At 69.5% G+C, this 17,874-nt stretch carries 23 protein-coding genes; 14 read left to right on the top strand and 9 right to left on the bottom strand.

The genetic code is table 11. The annotated features are described in order from the left end of the window. Positions 1 to 18: 18 nt before the first annotated feature. Positions 19 to 1,230, top strand: a complete 1,212-nt coding sequence (locus tag G6N53_RS12335) for an Rv3212 family protein (RefSeq protein WP_163888712.1) — start codon at positions 19 to 21, stop codon at positions 1,228 to 1,230. A gap of 54 nt (positions 1,231 to 1,284) precedes the next feature. Here the strand turns inward: G6N53_RS12335 and G6N53_RS12330 are convergent, their stop codons facing one another. After that, positions 1,285 to 2,079, bottom strand: a complete 795-nt coding sequence (locus G6N53_RS12330) for a ParA family protein (RefSeq protein WP_163888711.1) — start codon at positions 2,077 to 2,079, stop codon at positions 1,285 to 1,287. A gap of 58 nt (positions 2,080 to 2,137) precedes the next feature. On the opposite strand from G6N53_RS12330, the gene G6N53_RS12325 reads away from it, so the two are divergent. Genes G6N53_RS12325 through G6N53_RS12315 form a run of 3 tightly spaced genes read left to right on the top strand, consistent with a single transcriptional unit; the run spans position 2,138 to position 4,322 of the window. Then, the gene (locus tag G6N53_RS12325) at positions 2,138 to 2,749 is read left to right on the top strand and encodes an acid phosphatase (RefSeq protein ID WP_163888710.1); all 612 of its coding nucleotides are present in this window, start codon (positions 2,138 to 2,140) and stop codon (positions 2,747 to 2,749) included. Beyond that, positions 2,746 to 3,843, top strand: a complete 1,098-nt coding sequence (locus G6N53_RS12320; RefSeq protein ID WP_163888709.1) for an isochorismate synthase — start codon at positions 2,746 to 2,748, stop codon at positions 3,841 to 3,843. Before G6N53_RS12325 ends, G6N53_RS12320 begins: the two co-directional genes overlap by 4 nt. Beyond that, the gene (locus G6N53_RS12315; protein ID WP_163888708.1) at positions 3,840 to 4,322 is read left to right on the top strand and encodes a GNAT family N-acetyltransferase; all 483 of its coding nucleotides are present in this window, start codon (positions 3,840 to 3,842) and stop codon (positions 4,320 to 4,322) included. Before G6N53_RS12320 ends, G6N53_RS12315 begins: the two co-directional genes overlap by 4 nt. Here G6N53_RS12315 and G6N53_RS12310 read toward each other — a convergent pair. Both G6N53_RS12310 and aroQ read right to left on the bottom strand, forming a co-directional pair. Further along, positions 4,274 to 4,684, bottom strand: coding sequence for a hypothetical protein (locus G6N53_RS12310; protein WP_163888707.1), 411 nt, complete (start codon positions 4,682 to 4,684; stop codon positions 4,274 to 4,276). The genes G6N53_RS12315 and G6N53_RS12310 overlap by 49 nt on opposite strands. Beyond that, a complete protein-coding gene (gene aroQ, locus G6N53_RS12305) occupies positions 4,681 to 5,124 on the bottom strand; it encodes a type II 3-dehydroquinate dehydratase (RefSeq protein ID WP_163888706.1) in 444 nt (147 codons plus the stop codon). The genes G6N53_RS12310 and aroQ overlap by 4 nt, the downstream gene beginning before the upstream one ends. Positions 5,125 to 5,211: 87 nt before the next feature. Between aroQ and G6N53_RS12300 the strand changes: the two genes are divergently transcribed. Continuing rightward, positions 5,212 to 6,177 carry a diacylglycerol/lipid kinase family protein gene (locus G6N53_RS12300; RefSeq protein ID WP_163888705.1) on the top strand — a complete coding sequence of 322 codons (966 nt, stop codon included), beginning with the start codon at positions 5,212 to 5,214 and terminating at the stop codon, positions 6,175 to 6,177. Between the two features lie 269 nt (positions 6,178 to 6,446). Next, positions 6,447 to 6,701, top strand: a complete 255-nt coding sequence (gene whiB1, locus G6N53_RS12295; RefSeq protein ID WP_043406682.1) for a transcriptional regulator WhiB1 — start codon at positions 6,447 to 6,449, stop codon at positions 6,699 to 6,701. A 108-nt stretch (positions 6,702 to 6,809) separates the two neighbouring features. Here whiB1 and G6N53_RS12290 read toward each other — a convergent pair whose 3' ends face one another. Next, on the bottom strand, positions 6,810 to 8,300 hold the full coding sequence (locus G6N53_RS12290; protein WP_163888704.1) for a two-component system sensor histidine kinase PdtaS: 1,491 nt from the start codon (positions 8,298 to 8,300) through the stop codon (positions 6,810 to 6,812). A 46-nt stretch (positions 8,301 to 8,346) separates the two neighbouring features. Continuing rightward, positions 8,347 to 8,562 carry a biotin/lipoyl-binding carrier protein gene (locus tag G6N53_RS12285; RefSeq protein ID WP_163888703.1) on the bottom strand — a complete coding sequence of 72 codons (216 nt, stop codon included), beginning with the start codon at positions 8,560 to 8,562 and terminating at the stop codon, positions 8,347 to 8,349. A 199-nt stretch (positions 8,563 to 8,761) separates the two neighbouring features. Between G6N53_RS12285 and G6N53_RS30615 the strand changes: the two genes are divergently transcribed. Continuing rightward, positions 8,762 to 8,854 (top strand): 50S ribosomal protein bL37, encoded by a 93-nt coding sequence (locus G6N53_RS30615; RefSeq protein ID WP_003882799.1) that lies wholly within the window; start codon positions 8,762 to 8,764, stop codon positions 8,852 to 8,854. On the opposite strand, the gene rsrA is transcribed toward G6N53_RS30615, so the two are convergent. Together rsrA and G6N53_RS12275 are read right to left on the bottom strand one after the other, a co-directional pair. Further along, the gene (gene rsrA / locus G6N53_RS12280) at positions 8,851 to 9,171 is read right to left on the bottom strand and encodes a mycothiol system anti-sigma-R factor (protein WP_163888702.1); all 321 of its coding nucleotides are present in this window, start codon (positions 9,169 to 9,171) and stop codon (positions 8,851 to 8,853) included. The genes G6N53_RS30615 and rsrA overlap by 4 nt on opposite strands. Further along, on the bottom strand, positions 9,168 to 9,827 hold the full coding sequence (locus G6N53_RS12275; protein ID WP_205390367.1) for a sigma-70 family RNA polymerase sigma factor: 660 nt from the start codon (positions 9,825 to 9,827) through the stop codon (positions 9,168 to 9,170). Before G6N53_RS12275 ends, rsrA begins: the two co-directional genes overlap by 4 nt. Positions 9,828 to 10,076: 249 nt before the next feature. Between G6N53_RS12275 and G6N53_RS12270 the strand changes: the two genes are divergently transcribed. From G6N53_RS12270 to G6N53_RS12255, 4 genes are read left to right on the top strand one after another with little or no spacing between them, the layout of a single operon-like run. Continuing rightward, positions 10,077 to 10,745, top strand: a complete 669-nt coding sequence (locus G6N53_RS12270; protein WP_163888700.1) for a hypothetical protein — start codon at positions 10,077 to 10,079, stop codon at positions 10,743 to 10,745. Next, positions 10,742 to 11,695, top strand: coding sequence for a hypothetical protein (locus G6N53_RS12265; RefSeq protein WP_163888699.1), 954 nt, complete (start codon positions 10,742 to 10,744; stop codon positions 11,693 to 11,695). The genes G6N53_RS12270 and G6N53_RS12265 overlap by 4 nt, the downstream gene beginning before the upstream one ends. 22 nt (positions 11,696 to 11,717) lie before the next feature. Further along, positions 11,718 to 12,209 carry an aminoacyl-tRNA deacylase gene (locus G6N53_RS12260; RefSeq protein ID WP_163888698.1) on the top strand — a complete coding sequence of 164 codons (492 nt, stop codon included), beginning with the start codon at positions 11,718 to 11,720 and terminating at the stop codon, positions 12,207 to 12,209. Positions 12,210 to 12,218: 9 nt separating this feature from the next. Beyond that, positions 12,219 to 13,064: an SDR family oxidoreductase gene (locus tag G6N53_RS12255; RefSeq protein WP_163888697.1), complete on the top strand. Its 846-nt coding sequence runs from the start codon at positions 12,219 to 12,221 to the stop codon at positions 13,062 to 13,064. Between the two features lie 8 nt (positions 13,065 to 13,072). On the opposite strand, the gene G6N53_RS12250 is transcribed toward G6N53_RS12255, so the two are convergent. Continuing rightward, a complete protein-coding gene (locus G6N53_RS12250; protein ID WP_237166505.1) occupies positions 13,073 to 13,813 on the bottom strand; it encodes a YqjF family protein in 741 nt (246 codons plus the stop codon). A 25-nt stretch (positions 13,814 to 13,838) separates the two neighbouring features. On the opposite strand from G6N53_RS12250, the gene G6N53_RS12245 reads away from it, so the two are divergent. Then, the gene (locus G6N53_RS12245; protein ID WP_163888696.1) at positions 13,839 to 14,615 is read left to right on the top strand and encodes a class I SAM-dependent methyltransferase; all 777 of its coding nucleotides are present in this window, start codon (positions 13,839 to 13,841) and stop codon (positions 14,613 to 14,615) included. On the opposite strand, the gene G6N53_RS12240 is transcribed toward G6N53_RS12245, so the two are convergent. Further along, positions 14,616 to 15,377 carry an SOS response-associated peptidase gene (locus G6N53_RS12240; protein WP_163888695.1) on the bottom strand — a complete coding sequence of 254 codons (762 nt, stop codon included), beginning with the start codon at positions 15,375 to 15,377 and terminating at the stop codon, positions 14,616 to 14,618. A gap of 108 nt (positions 15,378 to 15,485) precedes the next feature. Here G6N53_RS12240 and aroA point away from each other — a divergent pair, with 108 nt between their 5' ends. Both aroA and rsgA read left to right on the top strand, forming a co-directional pair. Then, positions 15,486 to 16,778: a 3-phosphoshikimate 1-carboxyvinyltransferase gene (gene aroA, locus G6N53_RS12235; RefSeq protein WP_163888694.1), complete on the top strand. Its 1,293-nt coding sequence runs from the start codon at positions 15,486 to 15,488 to the stop codon at positions 16,776 to 16,778. 12 nt (positions 16,779 to 16,790) lie between these two features. Further along, on the top strand, positions 16,791 to 17,777 hold the full coding sequence (gene rsgA / locus G6N53_RS12230) for a ribosome small subunit-dependent GTPase A (RefSeq protein ID WP_163888693.1): 987 nt from the start codon (positions 16,791 to 16,793) through the stop codon (positions 17,775 to 17,777). Positions 17,778 to 17,874 lie beyond the last annotated feature (97 nt).

Raw genomic sequence — 17,874 nt, 5'->3', positions numbered from 1 at the left:
TGCAGACCAACCCACCCGATGGTCAAACCCGAACGCCGCACTCGGGCCGACATGCTGGCGGCGGTGGCGATCGCCGGAGTGGTCGCGCTCATCGCGGCCGTGGTCTGGTGGACCAGCGACGCCAGAGCGACCGACAGCGTGCCCGCTGCGGCCCCGGTCCCCAACCTGGAACCGCCCACTGCGGTGCCGGAGTCGCTGGCCGAGCGCTGGACCGCACCCAGCCCCGCGACCAGCAGGCCCCTGGTGGTCGCAGGCGCCGTGGTGACCGGCGCCGACCGTGGCATGCAGGGCCGCGATCCCAGCACCGGCGAGCCGCTCTGGAGCTTCACCCGTGACCTCGATCTCTGCGGGGTCACCTCGGTGTACAGCTACGCCGTCGCGGTCTACCCGGACGTCCGCGGGTGCGGGCAGGTCAGCACCGTGGACGCCGAGACCGGCCTCCGCGGGCCGACCCGCACCAGTTACTCCGACTCCGAGGTGACGTTGTCCAGCGACGGCACCACGGTGCTCTCGGCCGGCGACACCCGCCTGGAGTTGTGGCGCTCCGACATGGTGCGGATGCTCAGCTACGGTGCGCTCGACGCCCCGATCAAGGCGGGCACGCCGAAGCTGCCGTTGTGCCGACTGGTCTCGGCCGCAGCGAGTTCGGCGGCGGTGTCCGTGCTGGAGGCCTGCGACGGTCAGGCCGACCTGCGCCTGACCTTGCTGCGTCCCTCCGAGGAAGAGGACACCCCGGAGATGAAGTACGTGCAGCAGACCGGCGTGGGGGTCGACAGCGACGCCCGCGTAGTGGCGGTGACGGACACCACCACCGCGGTCTACGCCCCCACCCCGAAACCGAGGGTCGACATCGTCGACGAGACGGGGGCGACGATCGCCAGCACGGTGGTGCCCGGGCCCCTCTCCCCCGACGCCACCATGTCGCGGACCGCCGATCTGATTACCTGGTGGACCGGTGACAGCCTGATGGTGTTCTCCGCCAACAACTTTCAGTACAAATACACGGTGGCCGCGGCGGGCGACAACGCGCCCGTCGGTCCGGCGACGGTGATGGCCGGACGGTTGATGGTGCCGGTCAGCAGCGGCTACGACGTCTTCGACGCGGCGACCGGCGCCGGTGAGCGTCACATCCCGCTGCAGCGCCCGCCGGTGGAAGGACCCGTGGTGCCCGCGGTGGCCGGGTCCATGCTGATCGAACAGCGAGGCGACGACGTGGTCGCTCTCGGTTAGACCCAGGCGATTTCGGCGCGATTCGTCACCTTCACGGCGACAAATGCACCCGAATCACACGTCGGGGGTGAAGGTGGCCAGCGCTTTGCCGTTCTTCCAGTACTTGAGCAGCGCGGCCGCGAGCTCGCGGTAGGCCAGCGCGCCCTTGTTCTTGCGCCCGGTCAGCACCGAAGAACCCGAAGCGCTGGCCTCCGCGAAGCGCACGGTGCGCGGGATCGGCGGCGCCAGCACCGGCAGGTTGTAACGGTCGGCGACGTCGAGCAGCACGTCGCGGCTGTGGGTGGTGCGCGAGTCGTACAACGTGGGCAGCGCACCCAGCAGCGAGAGGTCGGCGTTGGTGATCTGTTGGACGTCGGTGATGGTGCGCAGGAACTGACCGACGCCGCGGTGGGCGAGCGTCTCGCACTGCAGCGGCACGATCACGTCGTCGGCGGCGGTCAGGCCGTTGAGCGTGAGCACCCCCAGCGACGGCGGGCAGTCCACGATCACCACGTCGAACTGTCCGGAGATCTTCGCCAGGGCCCGCTTGAGCGCGTACTCCCTGCCGGCCCGCATCAGCAGCATCGCCTCGGCGCCCGCGAGGTCGATGTTGGCCGGCAGCAGGGTCATCCCCTCCGACGTCTCGACCAGTGCCGTGTCGGGTTCGACATCGCCGAGCAGCACCTCGTGGATGGAGACGGCCAGCTTGTCGGGGTCCTGCCCCAGCGAGAACGTCAGGCAGCCCTGGGGGTCCAGGTCGACGAGCAGCACCCGCTTACCGAGCTCCATCATCGCTGCGCCCAGCGACGCCACCGTCGTCGTTTTGGCGACCCCACCCTTTTGATTGGCGACCGCAAGTACCCGCGTCACGACACCATCCTGTCATGCACCCGCGAGTGGCGACGCGGCGTGCGGCAGAATCGGGGCTGTGGCCCTTCTGCAGCACCGGCTGATCCTGCTCCGACACGGCGAGACGGAGTGGTCGAAGTCGGGTCAGCACACCAGCCGCACCGAGCTCGACCTCACGCCACGCGGCCGTGAGCAGGCGGCCGCGGCGGCCGAGACGCTGCAGCAGCTGCGGTTGGACGATCCGTTCGTGGTCAGCAGCCCGCGCAAGCGCGCGAGGATCACCGCCGATCTGGCCGGCCTGACGGTCGATGACGTCAATCCACTGATCAGCGAATGGGATTACGGCGACTACGAGGGAACGACCACCGTCCAGATCCGCCAGACGGTGCCGAACTGGCTGGTGTGGACGCACGGCTGCCCGGGCGGCGAGACCTCGGCGCAGGTCTGTGAGCGGGCGGACCGGGCGATCGAGCTGGCGCTGGGCCACATGGAATCCCGCGACGTGGTCTTCGTCGGGCACGGCCATTTCTCCCGCGCGCTGGTCGTCCGATGGATCGAGCAGCCCGTCTACGAGGGCATCCGGGTGTCGATGCCGGCCGCGTCGATCGCGATCTGCAGCTTCGAGCACGGCGTACGTCAGCTCAGCGCGTTGGCGCTGACCGGACACCCGGACCCGGCCGCACCGGCGTGACCCGCGAGCCGACGTTCGTCCTCACCGGCCCCGACGGTGTGATCACCGCTGAGGGAGTGCACACCGCCTTCCCGAAGATCGCCGACGCGCGAGCCGCTCTGGCTTCGCACAGCGCGCCGATAATCTTGGGCGCCTTGCCTTTCGACATCTCCCAACCGGCGGCGCTGATCCGTCCGCAGACGGTGGGTTTCACCGAGGAGCTGCCCGAATGGCCGGTGCGTGAGCTCCCCGTCGCGCGGGTCGCCGAGACCATCCCGGCCGCCGACGAACACCGCGCACGCATCGCGGCGGCGTTGACCCGGCTGCGCGACCCGGCAGGCGACCTGCACAAGGTGGTGCTGGCGCGTGCGCTGCGGGTGGCCGCCGACGGACCGCTGGACGCCAGGACGGTGCTGCAGCGACTGGTCGCCAACGACGCGCTGGCGAGTTCGTTTCTCGTCGACCTGTCCGCGGCCGGCGAAGGGTACTCCGGTGCCGCGCTCGTCGGCGCCAGCCCCGAACTGCTCGTCGCCCGACGCGGCCAGCAGGTCACGTGCCGGCCGTTCGCCGGGTCGGCCCCACGGCTCGCCGACCCCCGGGCTGATGAGGCCAGCGGTGCCGCTCTGGCAGAGTCGGCCAAGGATCGCCACGAACATCAGCTTGTGGTCGATGCCCTGCGCGCAACGCTCGAGCCGTTGTGCACCGAGTTGCAGATCGCCGCGAAACCCCAGCTGACCAAGACCGCGGCAGTCTGGCATCTGTATACCCCCATCTCCGGCCGGTTGCGCGAAAGAGCAACCACTGCACTGGATCTGGCGCTTGCGCTGCACCCCACCCCGGCGGTGGGCGGGTCCCCTGTTCACGAGGCGACCGCCCTGATCGACCAGCTCGAGGGCGATCGCGGATTCTACGCCGGCGCGGTGGGCTGGTGCGACCAGCGCGGCGACGGCCGATGGGTGGTGTCGATCCGGTGCGCGCAGCTCTCCGCCGACCGGCGCACCGCCGACGCGCACTCCGGCGGAGGCATCGTCGCCGAATCCGACCCGGACGACGAAGTCGCGGAGACCACAACAAAGTTCAGGACAATACTGTCGGCGTTGGGAGTGCAGCCGTGACCGACCTCATCCGCACCGTCCGCCCCGGCGACGAGGCCGATCTGACCGCGATGATCCATGAGCTCGCCGACTTCGAACGCGCCGCGGCTGACTGCACGGTGACCGAAAACCAGCTTCGGGAAGCGCTTTTCGGCCCGAACCCGGTGGTCTATGGACATCTGGCCGAGGTGGACGGCGAGGCGGCGGCCGCCGCGCTGTGGTTCCGCAACTTCTCGACGTGGGACGGGGTGGCCGGCATCTACCTCGAGGATCTGTTCGTGCGCCCGCGGTTTCGCCGTCGCGGCCTGGCCCGCAAGCTGCTCGCGACGCTGGCCCGCGAATGCGTCGATCACGGCTACTCGCGGCTGAGCTGGGCGGTGCTGGACTGGAACGTCGACGCGATAGCGCTCTACGACAGCGTCGGTGGGCGCCCGCAGAGCGACTGGATCACCTACCGGGTGTCGGGCCCCGGGCTTTCGGAACTGGCCGCCGAATCCTGAGTCAGCCAGTGCAGCACCGACGGGCTGAACAGCAGCGCAAGCACGGCCACCGACACCACACCCACCAGCACCGCATACGGCAGCTGCCCCGAGCTGAAGACGTAGAAGGCCACGCCCAGCAGCAGCAGGTTGGCGAACACCGAGACGCCGCGGCCCCACCGCCGCCCCGTCCACAACGCCACGCCGGCCGCCACCACCGCCGATCCCATGATCGCGAACCATGCAGCCGTGCCGTACCCGCTGATCGCGGCCTCGCGGTGGCCGCCGAGCTCGCGCACCGTGAGCGCCACGGCCGTCACGATCGCCAGCGCTCCCTGCAGCCCGGTGATGGCACCGGCCGCGCGCACCGCGCGCGGGGTCACCGCGACAACCTGTCGGCCAGGTAGCGCACCGCCATCTCGTAGCCCAGCGCACCGGCGCCCGCGACCACCATGTCGGCCACGGCGGACACATACGAGTGGTGCCGGAACTCCTCGCGGGCGTGGATGTTGCTCAGGTGCACCTCGGCGACCGGCAACCCGACCGACCGCAGCGCGTCGGCGATGGCCACGGAGGTGTGGCTGTAGGCGGCAGGGTTGATGACGATGCCCGCGCAGTCGGCGCGTGCCGCGTGGATCGCATCGACGATCACGCCTTCGTGGTTGCTCTGCACGGCCCGGGTGTCGAGTCCCGACTCCGCGGCAACCTCGGCCACCCGCGCCTCGATGTCGGCCAGCGTGGTGGTTCCGTACACCTCGGGTTGCCGGGTGCCCAGCAGGTTCAGGTTCGGCCCGTTGACGAGCAGCAGTCGACGTTCGGTCACCGTTGTACGGTACCGGCGAAGCGCCGCCGACCCGAGGCACTGCGCGAGCTTGGGCGTCACCGGTGAAGCGGTTTAGGCTCACCCCTCGTGCGCGCCGTGCTGATCGTGAACCCGAATGCGACCTCGACGACGCCCGCCGCCCGCGATCTGCTGGCCCACGCCCTGGAGAGCCGGGTGGAGCTCAGCGTGGTGCACACCGACCACCGCGGCCACGCCATCGAGATCGCGCAGCAAGCCGCCCGCGGCGGGGTCGACGTGCTGATCGTGCACGGCGGCGACGGGACGGTCAACGAGGTGGTCAACGGCATCCTCGGTGAGCAGGGTCCGGGTGGCGAGGGACCCGCGGTGGGCGTGGTTCCCGGGGGTTCGGCCAACGTGTTCGCGCGTGCGCTGGGCATCAGTCCCGATCCCGTCGAGGCGACGAACCAGCTGGTGGACCTGCTCGGCGACTACCGACGCGGCAGGACGTGGCGGCGTATCGGCCTGATGGACTGCCAGGAGCGGTGGGGGGTGTTCACGGCGGGCATGGGCGTCGACGGCGATGTCGTCGCGGCTGTGGAAGCGCAACGGGCCAAGGGCCGCAAGGTCACCGCGTCGCGCTACATCCGGGTGGCGATCCGCGAGATGCTGGCCAGCGCCCGCAGGAAGCCGACGCTGACCCTGCAGCTCCCCGGCCGTGAGCCGGTCTCGGGCGTGCATTTTGCGTTCGTGTCGAACTCGAGCCCGTGGACCTACGCCAACGCGCGGCCGGTGTGGACCAATCCCGACACCACCTTCGAAACCGGGCTGGGCGTGTTCGCGATCACCAGCATGAACGTCTGGGCGAACCTGGGGGTGGTGCGCCAGATGCTCTCGCGTGACCCCCACCTCGATGCCGAGCACCTCATCCGGGACGACGACCTCGCGTGGCTGAAGGTGACCAGCGACACGCCTGTGGCATGTCAGATCGACGGCGACTACCTCGGGCTGCGCGAAGCCATGGAGTTCACCGCGGTGCCGGACGCGCTCGCCGTGGTGGCCCCGCCCCGCCTTTCGCCCATAGAAACGCCCTGACCAGCACGAACCAGCTGTGCAAGCTAGTTCACAGTGCGGAATCAGGGCGCAGGTGGGTTAAGCGTAGTACAACGGAGTAAGGCTTCCGCTACCCGACCTACGCAGTGAGATAGCCCACGTGTTATGGAACTTCTATTGACATCTGTTCAGCCTGTGAAAGCATCGGATGCAACAGCGCAGAAACATTTGGTGCGCTTGCGTTAACAGCCGATGTAAAGCTCGTGCGCTCTGCTGCGCACACATGACACATTGACGAGGAGTTTGATCTTATGGATTGGCGCCACAAGGCGGTCTGTCGCGACGAGGATCCGGAGCTGTTCTTCCCGGTGGGAAACAGCGGTCCGGCCCTCGCCCAGATCGCTGACGCGAAGCTCGTCTGCAACCGCTGCCCGGTCACCGCGGAGTGCCTGAGCTGGGCATTGGAGTCCGGCCAGGACGCCGGCGTCTGGGGCGGCATGAGCGAGGACGAGCGCCGCGCGCTCAAGCGTCGCAACGCCCGTACCAAGGCCCGCAGCGGGGTCTAGCGCGTTCAGCACTTTCACAGTGACGGCCCCGACAAAAAGTCGGGGCCGTCACTTTGTGAATACAATTCGACCGAATTCGCGTCATGCACCGCCATTTTTCGGTGACGGTCAATATTGATTCGTGCGGCCCCGCCGGCCGATCGGCACCCGCAGAATCACGTCGGTCCCGCCGGCTTCGGCGTCGTGCATGCCCAGCGATCCGTCCAGTTCGGCGGACACCAGGGTGCGCACGATCTGCAGGCCGAGGCGGTCGGACTTCTCCAGGCTGAAACCCTCGGGAAGGCCGCGTCCGTCGTCGTGGACCACGACGTCGAGCCAGCGTGCGGAGCGTTCCGCCCGGATCGAGACGCACCCCTGCGCGGTGCTCTCGTCGAAGGCGTGCTCGATCGCGTTCTGCACCAACTCGGTGATGACCATGACCAGCGCGGTGGCGCGGTCGGCGTCGAGCACGCCCAGCTCTCCCACCCGGTTGATCCGGATCGGGGCGTCCACCGTCGCGACGTCGTTCATGATCGGCAGGATCCGGTCGATCACCGCGTCGAGGTTGACCTCTTCGTCGACCGACATCGACAGCGCATCGTGCACCAGCGCGATCGACGACACCCGGCGAACCGACTCGAACAGCGCTTCGCGGCCCTCGGCGTTGTTGGTGCGACGCGCCTGCAGTCGCAGCAGCGCGGCGACGGTCTGCAGATTGTTCTTCACCCGGTGGTGGATCTCGCGGATGGTGGCGTCCTTGGACAGCAGCGCCCGGTCGCGGCGTTTGACCTCGGTGACATCGCGGATCAGCACCGCGGCGCCCACCGCTGCGCCGTGCACGACCAGCGGCAGGGTGCGCAGCAGGACCGCCGCGCCGCCGGCGTCGACTTCCATCCGCATGCTGGATCCACCGGCCAGTGAATCCCGGACGTGGTTGGCCAGCTCCTGGGCTTCGAACGGATCGGAGATCAGCGGGCGGGTGACGGTGACCAGGTTGTGGCCACCGAGTTCGGCCGCCAGCCCCATCCGGTGATACGCCGAGATGGCGTTCGGGCTGGCGAAGGTCACCACGCCGGTCTCGTCGAGCCGGATGAAGCCGTCACCCACCCGGGGGCTCGATCGCGACATCGCGAGGTCACCGACGTTGGGGAAGGTGCCTTCGGACAGCATGTTGAGCAGGTCACCGGCACAGGCGACGTACGCGGTCTCCAGCGGACTGGTCTGTCGCGGCGCCAATGATGTCTGGTGGGTGAGCACGGCGACGACGTCGCTGCCCTGCCGCACCGGAACGGCCTCGACGTTCAGGCCGGGTGAACCGTTTCGTCCCTCGACGGTGGCGCGGCCGATGGCGCCGGACTGGAAGGCCGCGGCGACGATCGGCACGTCCTCGCTTTCGGCGAGTGTTCCTACGGCATCGGCCAGCAGCACCGTGCTCGCGGTGTTGGGCCGCACCTGGGCCACGCAGACGACCTGCCCGTCGTCGCGCTGCACCCACATCAGGTAGTCGGCGAACGACAGGTCGGCCAGCAGCTGCCACTCCCCCACCACCGCGTGCAGGTGGTCGACGGCGCTGCCGGGCAGAATGGTGTGCTCGGCGAGGAGGTCACCGAGGGTGGACATCGCCTACTGCGTTCGTGACGTCGGGTCGGTCCAGGTCAAGGGGTGCTTAGCTGATGACCGCGATGAGGTCGCCGGCCTGGATGACATCGCCCACCGACACGCTGACCTTGCTGATCGTCCCGGCGACCTCGGCGAGCACGGGGATCTCCATCTTCATCGACTCCAGCAGCACCAGGGTGTCGCCTTCACCGATCTGATCGCCCTCGTGGACCACGACCTCGAGCACACTGGCCACGATCTCGGCGCGAACATCCTCGGCCATCTTCACCCCACTCAATCCACCGCTGGTGCTGTCGCGTCCTATCGAACCACAATCACTGGCTGAAGCGCGGAGCGGACGCGGTTCGCGCAGGACTTGCGTCCCCCGCCGCCGCGAAACCGGTGTCGGTCCCGCATGCGACAATGGATCAACGCTCCCGCCCGCGCGGGACAACCACCCACCGACTACCTGGAGGTACACCATGGCCAAGCGTGGCCGTAAGAAGCGCGACCGCAAGCACTCGAAGGCCAACCACGGCAAGCGGCCCAACGCCGGCTCGAAGTCGGTGCGCTAGCCGCCGCGGATGATCGTGGTGCGGCTGATCTGGATGCGCAGCCGCTCACGAAGTCCCTCCGGGGCCCGCTCGCTGCACTTGGTGGCGATCAGTTTCTTGACCCGCTCCTCGATCCCGTAGTGCCTCAGGCACGTCGGGCACTCCTCGAGGTGCTGACGCAGCTTGTCCCGGGTCTCGACGGTGCACTCACCGTCGAGCAGCGTCCACACCTCCGCGATCACGGCGGCGCACTCGGGATGCTCGGGGTCGACCGGTCCGATCGGCGGGGTCCACCGCTCCTCGGAATCCGACGCCCCGGTCGAATCGGTGCCGCTCATGACGAGACCTCCTCCGGCGCGTCGGACTGCTGGCCCCGGAGATACCCGCGATCGCGGGCCACCTCGGCCAACAACTCGCGTAGCTGGCGCCTGCCGCGGTGCAACCGCGACATCACCGTTCCGATCGGTGTGTCCATGATCTCGGCGATCTCCTTGTAGGGGAAGCCCTCGACGTCGGCGTAGTACACCGCCATCCGGAAATCCTCGGGCAGCGCCTGCAGCGCTTCCTTGATCTCACTGTCGGGCATCGATTCCAGTGCCTCGACCTCGGCCGAACGCAACCCCGTGGAGGTGTGTTCGGCGTTGGCCGCCAACTGCCAGTCGGTGATCTCCTCGGTCGGATACTCAGCGGGCTGACGCTGCTTCTTGCGGTAGCTGTTGATGTAGGTGTTGGTCAGGATGCGATACAGCCACGCCTTGAGGTTCGTGCCCGCCCGGAACGAGCGGAACCCGGCGTAGGCCTTCACCATCGTTTCCTGGAGCAGATCCTCGGCATCGGCGGGATTGCGGGTCATCCGCAACGCACCGCCGTAGAGCTGGTCGAGCATCGGGATGGCATCACGCTCGAAACGGGCGGTCAGCTCGGTATCGGTTTCCACAGGTTCGTCTGTGTCTTTCAGGGTCGTCTTGGAAGCAGACCCATCGGTGTCGGTCATCGTGGGGAACACCGTCCCTTCTGTCGCGGCGCCGCCAAAAACGTCCGGCGAAACCACCGGACGCCACGGGGCCTCCATGGCCAACACTGGCACCATCAATCCCCTTCTGCCGATCCTAGAGGTTTCGACCGACGACTTTCTTCGCTCGGCCGTGCGCTACCACAGCTGTGCTGAACAACAGCGCCGACGGGCGACGTTGTTCCCCGGTGCCTCGCGGCCCGGGTGCAGCTCGGCGATACTGACTTCGCCATGGACGTGCTGAGCAACCTCCTTGTCGGCGCGGTCGCGCTCGCGGTCGCCGCTGCGGTGTGGGTGTGGCTGCTCCGCCGCCGCGCCGCGTTCCGCTCTGCACTGGCGCATCGTGGCTGGCAGCAGACCCGCCGGGGCGGGAAGACCACCGTCGCCCCGGCCACCGGCGACTGGATGGTCACGATGAACCGGTCGTTCGCTGCGCAGATGTCGCCACCGAGCTCACACGTCGTCACCAGCGTGTGGAGCGCGCCGACCCCCGCCGTGCACGACGCGGCGCTGGTCGCCGGCCCGGCACCTGATCCGCAGTTGCGCGATCTCGCCGCGGAGCTACTCGGATCTGCGACGCCGGCGATGAGCCGGCTGCTGGGCATCGATCAGGTCAGCGACGGGCGCCCCCTGCGCGCGGTGCCGTCAGCCGATCGGCGTCTGCTGGTGTTCGCGACGGACGGTTACGGCCCGGTGGGTGCGCTCGCCGGTGTCGCCGACGCGGTCAGCGCCTGGTGCGCGGTGCATCGCGCCGAACGGGACCAGCCGGTGCTGTCGATCGACGACACCGGTGTCAGCATTCGGGTCCGCACCGACGTCCTGCGCTCGGTCGAGCGGCTCGACGCGTTCGTCGAACTCGGCGTGCGGTGCCGCGACGCGATCGGCCGGACCGGGACGTGACGCTGGCTGCCGCGTGGTGTGCGGTGGGGCTGGGCGCGGCGGTGCTGGCGCATCGATGGCGCCACCGGGCGCTGCGGCTGTGTGTTCTGGTGGTCGGCGTCGCGGCGGCCCTGGCCCTGACGGTGGCCGTCACCGGCGAGGTGGCGCCTGACCTGTTCGCAACGGCAGCAAAGATTTCCGTTGCGACGGTGGTGCTGTCGATCGTCGCGGTGCTGCTGCTCGTCCGGACCCTGCCTCAGCTCGTCAGCAGGAACGACCGGCACTCCGTGGTGGTGGTGTTCGCGGCGGTGGCGGCGATGTACCTGGCGGTCGGCGCGTTTCTGGCCGCGGCCGCACACGACGGGTCACAGGTGCAGGATCTTCCCCAGTTGCGTACCCGCGACGAGTTCATCGACCGGCGTGACTCACCGGGCCCGCCCGGTGCGGTGCTGCTGGAGGCCAGGATCAGTGCTGCCACAGCGGAATCGGCGTCCGGGGTGGCGGCGTCGTATCGGTGTCCCACCATCGGGTGGCTTCGGCTTCCGGCCACTCGCGATCAGCTGCCCAGCCGGTATCTGCTCGAGCTACCGGGCGGTCCGCCGATCGTCGCCGGGCCGATCGCGCCCGATCAGGCGTGGGCGTGGCCGTCCGTCGACGGCGAGTGTGTGCTGCGCCGCGGCGACCCGGTGGTGGTGTGGGGTGAGTTGCAGGGCGGCATGGGCGCCGGTGGCCCCACGTCCTACACCGGGCTGGCGAACGTGCAGATGATCGCGGTGGGCGACATCCGGTCTTTTCTCCACGACTTCGGTCCCGTCGCCGAACGCACCGGCCGGGCCGTGACTGCCGCGGCAGCGCTCAACGCTGTGCTCGCCGCGGTGATGGTCGGGGTTGGCGTGCGGGCCTTCCGGCGCCTGTCACGGTTCGGCACCGATACCCCGCCCCGGATCACCTGGCGCTCCGCCTCGCGGTGACTCCCGGCTCTACGCTGAGCCGGTGGCCCGTGCAGCAACACCGGCGATCGCGGCCCTGCTGGCCGCCGGCATCCCGCACACCGTGGTGCAGTACAAACACGACCCCCGCAGCGACTCGTTCGGCGAGGAGGCGGTCGACGAGCTGGCCCGGACCGGCGACGTCGACCCCGGGCAGATCTTCAAGACGCTTGTGGTCGCGCTACCCCGGGGGCTCGGTGTCGCGGTGCTGCCGGTGCCGTCGAAGCTGTCGTTGAAGGCCGCAGCCGCGGCGCTGGGCGTGCCGAAGGCCACGATGGCCGAACCCGCCGACGCCCAGCGGGCGACCGGCTACGTCCTCGGCGGCATCTCGCCGCTCGGCCAGCGCAAGCTGCTGCCGACGGTCGTCGACTCGTCGGCGCTGCAGTGGGACCGGGTGCTGTGCAGCGCCGGGAAACGCGGGTGGGACGTCGCGCTGGCGCCCGCCGATCTGATCACGCTCACCGAGGCGGTGACCGCGGAGATCCGCGCCATCTAGGGTGGGCCCATGTCACTTGCCGGGAAAACCATGTTCATCTCCGGTGCCAGCCGCGGCATCGGGCTGGCGATCGCCAAACGCGTCGCGGCCGACGGCGCCAACATCGCGCTGGTCGCCAAGACCGCCGAGCCGCATCCCAAGCTGCCCGGCACGGTCTACACCGCAGCCAAGGAGATCGAGGAGGTCGGCGGTCAGGCGCTGCCGATCGTCGGTGACGTCCGCGACGGTGATTCGGTGGCCGCCGCCGTGGCCAAGGCCGTCGAACAGTTCGGCGGCATCGACATGTGCGTGAACAACGCCTCGGCGATCAACCTGGGCTCCATCGAAGACGTCCCGCTCAAGCGTTTCGATCTGATGAACGGCATCCAGGTGCGGGGCACCTACGCGGTGTCGCAGGCCTGCCTGCCGCACATGAAGGGCCGGGAGAACCCGCACGTGCTGACGCTCTCCCCGCCGATCCTGCTGGAGTCCAAGTGGCTCAAACCCACCCCGTACATGATGGCCAAGTACGGGATGACGTTGTGTGCCTTGGGCATTGCCGAGGAGATGCGGGAGTCGGGAATCGCCTCCAACACGTTGTGGCCGCGCACCATGGTGGCCACCGCCGCGGTGCAGAACCTGCTCGGGGGTGACGAGTCGATGGCTCGGTCACGCAAGCCCGAGGTGTACAGCGACGCGGCGTACGTGGTCCTGACCAAGCCGTCCAGCTACACCGGCAACACGCTGCTGTGCGAGGACGTGCTGCTGGAATCCGGCGTCACCGACCTGTCGGTCTACGACTGCATCCCCGGATCCGACCTCGGTGTCGACTTCTGGGTCGAGGGCGCCAACCCGCCCGGCTACACCCAACCCTGAGTTCCCGGTCAGGCGACGCGGGCCGGTCGTCCGAAGCGGGTGTGCACCCCGGGTGAGAACACCGCCCGCAGTCGAGGGCCCGCCACGACGACGCCTGCAGCCGCCACCAGCTCGTCGTCGAGTTCGACGATCTCCGCGGCGTGCAGCGGCCAGCTGGTGTGTTCGTTGGGCAGCCACCAGGTGCGGCCCGCCTTGCGGGTGTGCGCGCCCCATCGCGCGGTCAGCCAGATCTCCAGCGCGGTCGGCTCCACGATCTCGCCGACACTCACGGTGACCCGGCTGTGCAGCCCGCGGTGCGGCCAGCGCCGGGTGCTGACGTAGGAGATGCGGTCCGCCGACCGGGTGACGCGCATCTTCGCCCAGGTGTAGGGCACCCCCAAGCTGCTCCGGACGGCGGGGACGACAGTCAGCCGCTCGGTCTCCAGTGACCGGAAGAGCACGCCGTGTCTGCCTGCGTCGTCCACCGAGTAGAGCCGGACGTTCGTCTCGGCGAACGTGCCGAAGTACGGCAGCGGCACCGAGGTGCCCAGCCGGGTGTGCCGCATGACGAACGGCACCAGGGCGACATAGGTCAGGCCGTCGTCGAACACGTCGGGGCGGGTGCCGGGCGGAAAGAGATGCGCGACGGCGCGCGGGTCGACGGGCCAGTGCACGAACGTCAGATCCAGCCAGTACTGGTCGAAGATCACGGGCCGCACCAGCGCCGGCGCCAGCAGGCTCACACCGCATGGACCGAGCTCACCGTTCACCTCGTCATCGTGGCACGCTGGTGCGGTGTCATCACCGACGATCTGGTCTGCCGGGCGCTACGAGGCCGTAGCCCAGCGCATCGCGAACATCTCCGAGGAAGTCCTCGACGCCGCCGAACAGCGCCGGCCGCTGCGCGACATCGGCCTCGTCGACCTGGCCTGCGGCACCGGCAACGCCGCGCTGTCGGCCGCGGCCCGCGGCGCCCGGGTCACCGGCGTCGACATCACCCCGGAGCTGCTCGCCCTCGGGGCGCAGAAAGCCGGCGGCACGTCGGTGAACTGGGTGACGGCCGACGCGTCCGCCACCGGACTTCCTCCGGCGTCGTTCGACGTCGCGGTGTCCAACATGGGCATCGTGTTCGTGGAGCCGACGGCCCAGGTCGCCGAGATCGCGAGGCTGCTGGCCCCGGGCGCCACCCTGGCGTTCTCCACCTGGGTGCGCGGCACCGACAACCCGTTCTACGATCCGATAGTCGCGACGCTGGGCGCGCCGCCCGACCGGGGCTACTCGCCTGACCAGTGGGGCGAGCCGGCCATCGCCGAGGCCAGGCTGGCAGCCGATTTCGACGACGTTTCCATCCGATCGGGTTGGCACACTTGGCAGTTCGCTTCGCACGCTGCGGCGATGACCTTCGTGACCGAGGAGTCGCCGATGCATGTGGACGTGCTGGGCCGGGTGCCGGGCTCGACACGCGACAACCTGGTCGCGGCGTTCGACCAGGCACTGCGCGCCCACAGCGACGACCGCGGCGCCGTCTCGTTCGACGTGCGCTACGCGGTGGTGGCGGCCACCCGGCGCTGACTACAGCAGGGTGGCCTGCTCCGGCTCGGGTTCGGCGGGCTCGATCAGCTCCGGTCCGTTGTTGCGGACGCTGTTCACCAGCCGGGACACCTCACGGATCTCGATCCGGTCGAGGTCACCGTGGCCGCGCAGCAGACCCTCGTCGACCGGCGCGTCGGGATCGAGCCAGTGGTCCCAGTCCCGCTCGCTGATCGTCAGCGGCATCCGGTCGTGGATGTCGGCGAGCGGGCCGGCCGCGTCGGTGGTGATGATCGTGCAGCTCAGCAGCGGTTTGCTGGCCTTGTCGGCGCCTTTGGGTCGCCAGGTGGTCCACAGCCCGGCCATGAACAGCGGCTCACCGTCGCCGGCGTACATGAAGAACGGTGTCTTGTTGCCTTTGGTGCCCTTCCACTCGTACCAGCCGTCCATCGGCACCAGGCAGCGCTTGGCCTTGGCGGAGCTGCGGAACGCCGGCGAGGTGGTCACCTTGTCCGAGCGGGCGTTGATCAGCAGCGGTCCGGACGTGTCGGGGGCGCCGTCGTCGGCGGTCTTGGCCCACGGCGGCAACAGACCCCAGCGCATCAGCCGGACCCGGCGCGTCGCCTCGTCGTCGGGCTCGCTGTGCCGTTTGACGACCGTGGCCACGGTGGTCGTCGGCGCGACGTTGTAGTTGGGTCGCGGCGGATCCTTCTCAGCGGATGCGGTCGCCGTGGTCTCATCGATCGCTTTGATCTTCTCGGCCAGCAGCGCTGGATCAGTGGTCACCGCGAATCGCCCGCACATGGTTTCCATCGTTCCAGACGTGGCGAATTCGGCGCGAAACCCGACGGTCACGGCGCTTTTGCGCGCCGGATTCACCCGGAAATCGCTGACAGGCAAGAATAGGAACTCGTGAGCACCTGGGCCGCCCCGTCGACCGACATCCCCGTACATGCGACCGTCACCGTGCCGGGGTCGAAGTCGCAGACCAACCGGGCACTGGTGCTGGCGGCGCTGGCTGCCGACCACGGCGCGTCGACGGTCAGCGGTGCGCTGCGCAGCCGGGACACCGACCTGATGATCGATGCGCTGCGGGTGCTCGGGTTCGTGGTGGACGCTTCCGACACCGACAGCACCGAGTTGACGGTCAGAGGCACGCTGGCGCCGCCCGGCACCAGCATCGACTGCGGGCTGGCCGGCACGGTGTTGCGGTTCCTGCCGCCGGTGGCCGCGCTGAGCACCGAGACGGTGACGTTCGACGGCGACGAGCAGGCCCGGGCACGCCCCATCGCCCCGCTGCTCGACGCGCTGCGGGGGCTCGGGGTGCAGGTGGAAGGCGAGGGCCTGCCGTTCGCCGTGCACGGCGACGGAGCGGTGCGTGGCGGCACCGTCGAGATCGATGCGTCGGCGTCGTCGCAGTTCGTCTCCGGCCTGCTGCTCTCCGGCGCCGCGTTCACCGAGGGCCTGACGATCGTGCACACCGGCGAGCCGATGCCCTCGGCGCCACACGTGGCGATGACGGTGTCGATGCTGCGCGACGCCGGGGTCCAGGTCGACGATTCCCAGCCCGACCGGTGGCAGGTGTCCCCCGGCCGGATCGAGGCGCGGCACTGGATGATCGAGCCCGATCTGTCCAACGCGGTGCCGTTCCTGGCTGCCGCGGTGGTCAGCGGCGGAGCGGTCCGCCTCACCGGCTGGCCGACGGTGAGCATCCAGCCGGCCGGCACCATCCTGTCGATCCTGAAGAAGCTCGGCGCATCGGTACGCAGCGGCGACTCCCACCTCGACGTGCAGGGCGCGACGGCCTACGGCGGGATCGACGTCGACCTGCGCGATGTCGGAGAGCTCACCCCGTCGGTCGCCGCCCTCGCCGCGCTCGCCACCGAGGGCTCGGTGTCGCGGCTGCGCGGCATCGCCCATCTGCGCGGCCACGAGACCGACCGGCTGGCCGCCCTGCGCACCGAACTCACCCGGCTCGGCGGCCAGTGCGAGGAGACCCCGGACGGGCTGACGATCACCGCACAACCACTGCACGCCGGTGTGTGGCAGTCCTACGCCGATCACCGGATGGCGACAGCCGGCGCGATCATCGGGCTGCGGGTGCCCGGCGTCGAGGTCGACGACATCGCCACCACGGCCAAGACGATGCCCGACTTCCCGCAGCTGTGGGCCGGCATGCTCGCCGGTCAGACCACCGATCTGTAGAAAGCCGGGAGCTTGAGTCCACGCGAATACGACGAGACCGACGTCCGGGTGCGACCGGGCCGGGGCTCGCGGCCGCGGACCAAGACCCGCCCGGAACACGCCGACGCGCAGGAAGCGATGGTGGTCACCGTCGACCGGGGCCGTTGGGGCTGCGTGCTCGGCCGCGACCCGGCCCGCCGCGTGACCGCGATGCGGGCCCGCGAGTTGGGCCGCACCCCGATCGTCGTCGGTGACGACGTCGACATCGTCGGTGACCTCTCCGGGCGCACCGACACGCTGGCCCGCATCGTGCGCCGCGGCGAACGCCGAACGGTGTTGCGGCGCACCGCAGATGACACCGACCCGTCCGAGCGGGTGTTCGTCGCCAACGCCGACCAACTGCTGATCGTGGTGGCTCTGGCCGACCCTCCGCCGCGGACCGGCCTGGTCGAGCGGGCGTTGATCGCCGCGTTCGCCGGCGGTCTGGTGCCGATCCTGTGCCTGACGAAGACCGATCTGGCTGCGGCGGAACCGTTCACCGCGCAGTTCTCCGACCTGGACCTGACGATCGTCAACGCCGGCCGCGGCGACCGACTCGACGAGGTCGTGCCCCTGCTGGCCGACAAGGTCACCGCCATGCTGGGACACTCCGGGGTGGGTAAGTCCACGCTGGTCAATCGCCTTGTCCCGGCAGCGGAGCGGGCCATCGGCACGGTCACCGACGTGGGCAGGGGCCGGCACACCTCCACCCAGTCGGTGGCGTTGCCGCTGGAGTTCGGCGGCTGGGTGGTCGACACCCCGGGCATCCGCTCGTTCGGGCTGGCCCACATCGCGCCCGACGATGTGATCATGGCGTTCTCCGACCTGGCCGAGGCCATCGCGGACTGCCCGCGAGGGTGCGGCCACATGGGGGCGCCCGCCGACCCGGAGTGCGCACTCGACGCGCTGTCCGGCCCGGCGTCGCAGCGGGTGGGCGCCGCCCGCAGGCTGCTGGCCGCGATGCGCTCACCCGCGAACTGAGATTCCCGGTCGTCATAATGGCGTTTACAGCGACCGTGTGGCCCGGTTCGACGGGCTCGAGCGGAGAGTTTGCAGCACCCGCTACCTGGGCACGCTG

Source organism: Mycolicibacterium hippocampi (assembly GCF_010723735.1).
GTDB classification, from domain to species: Bacteria; Actinomycetota; Actinomycetes; order Mycobacteriales; family Mycobacteriaceae; genus Mycobacterium; species Mycobacterium hippocampi.
Note: the sequence above shows the minus strand (reverse complement) of the source record. Positions and strands in the feature narration are given on the sequence as shown.

Excerpts from the sequence above, each read along its gene's own strand:
- G6N53_RS12335 (WP_163888712.1), top strand. The coding sequence starts at position 19 with ATGGTCAAACCCGAACGCCGCACTCGGGCCGACATGCTGGCGGCGGTG.
- whiB1 (WP_043406682.1), top strand. The coding sequence starts at position 6,447 with ATGGATTGGCGCCACAAGGCGGTCTGTCGCGACGAGGATCCGGAGCTG.
- G6N53_RS12290 (WP_163888704.1), bottom strand. The coding sequence starts at position 8,300 with ATGTCCACCCTCGGTGACCTCCTCGCCGAGCACACCATTCTGCCCGGC.
- G6N53_RS12285 (WP_163888703.1), bottom strand. The coding sequence starts at position 8,562 with ATGGCCGAGGATGTTCGCGCCGAGATCGTGGCCAGTGTGCTCGAGGTC.
- G6N53_RS30615 (WP_003882799.1), top strand. The coding sequence starts at position 8,762 with ATGGCCAAGCGTGGCCGTAAGAAGCGCGACCGCAAGCACTCGAAGGCC.
- rsrA (WP_163888702.1), bottom strand. The coding sequence starts at position 9,171 with ATGAGCGGCACCGATTCGACCGGGGCGTCGGATTCCGAGGAGCGGTGG.
- G6N53_RS12275 (WP_205390367.1), bottom strand. The coding sequence starts at position 9,827 with ATGACCGACACCGATGGGTCTGCTTCCAAGACGACCCTGAAAGACACA.
- G6N53_RS12270 (WP_163888700.1), top strand. The coding sequence starts at position 10,077 with ATGGACGTGCTGAGCAACCTCCTTGTCGGCGCGGTCGCGCTCGCGGTC.
- G6N53_RS12255 (WP_163888697.1), top strand. The coding sequence starts at position 12,219 with ATGTCACTTGCCGGGAAAACCATGTTCATCTCCGGTGCCAGCCGCGGC.
- G6N53_RS12240 (WP_163888695.1), bottom strand. The coding sequence starts at position 15,377 with ATGTGCGGGCGATTCGCGGTGACCACTGATCCAGCGCTGCTGGCCGAG.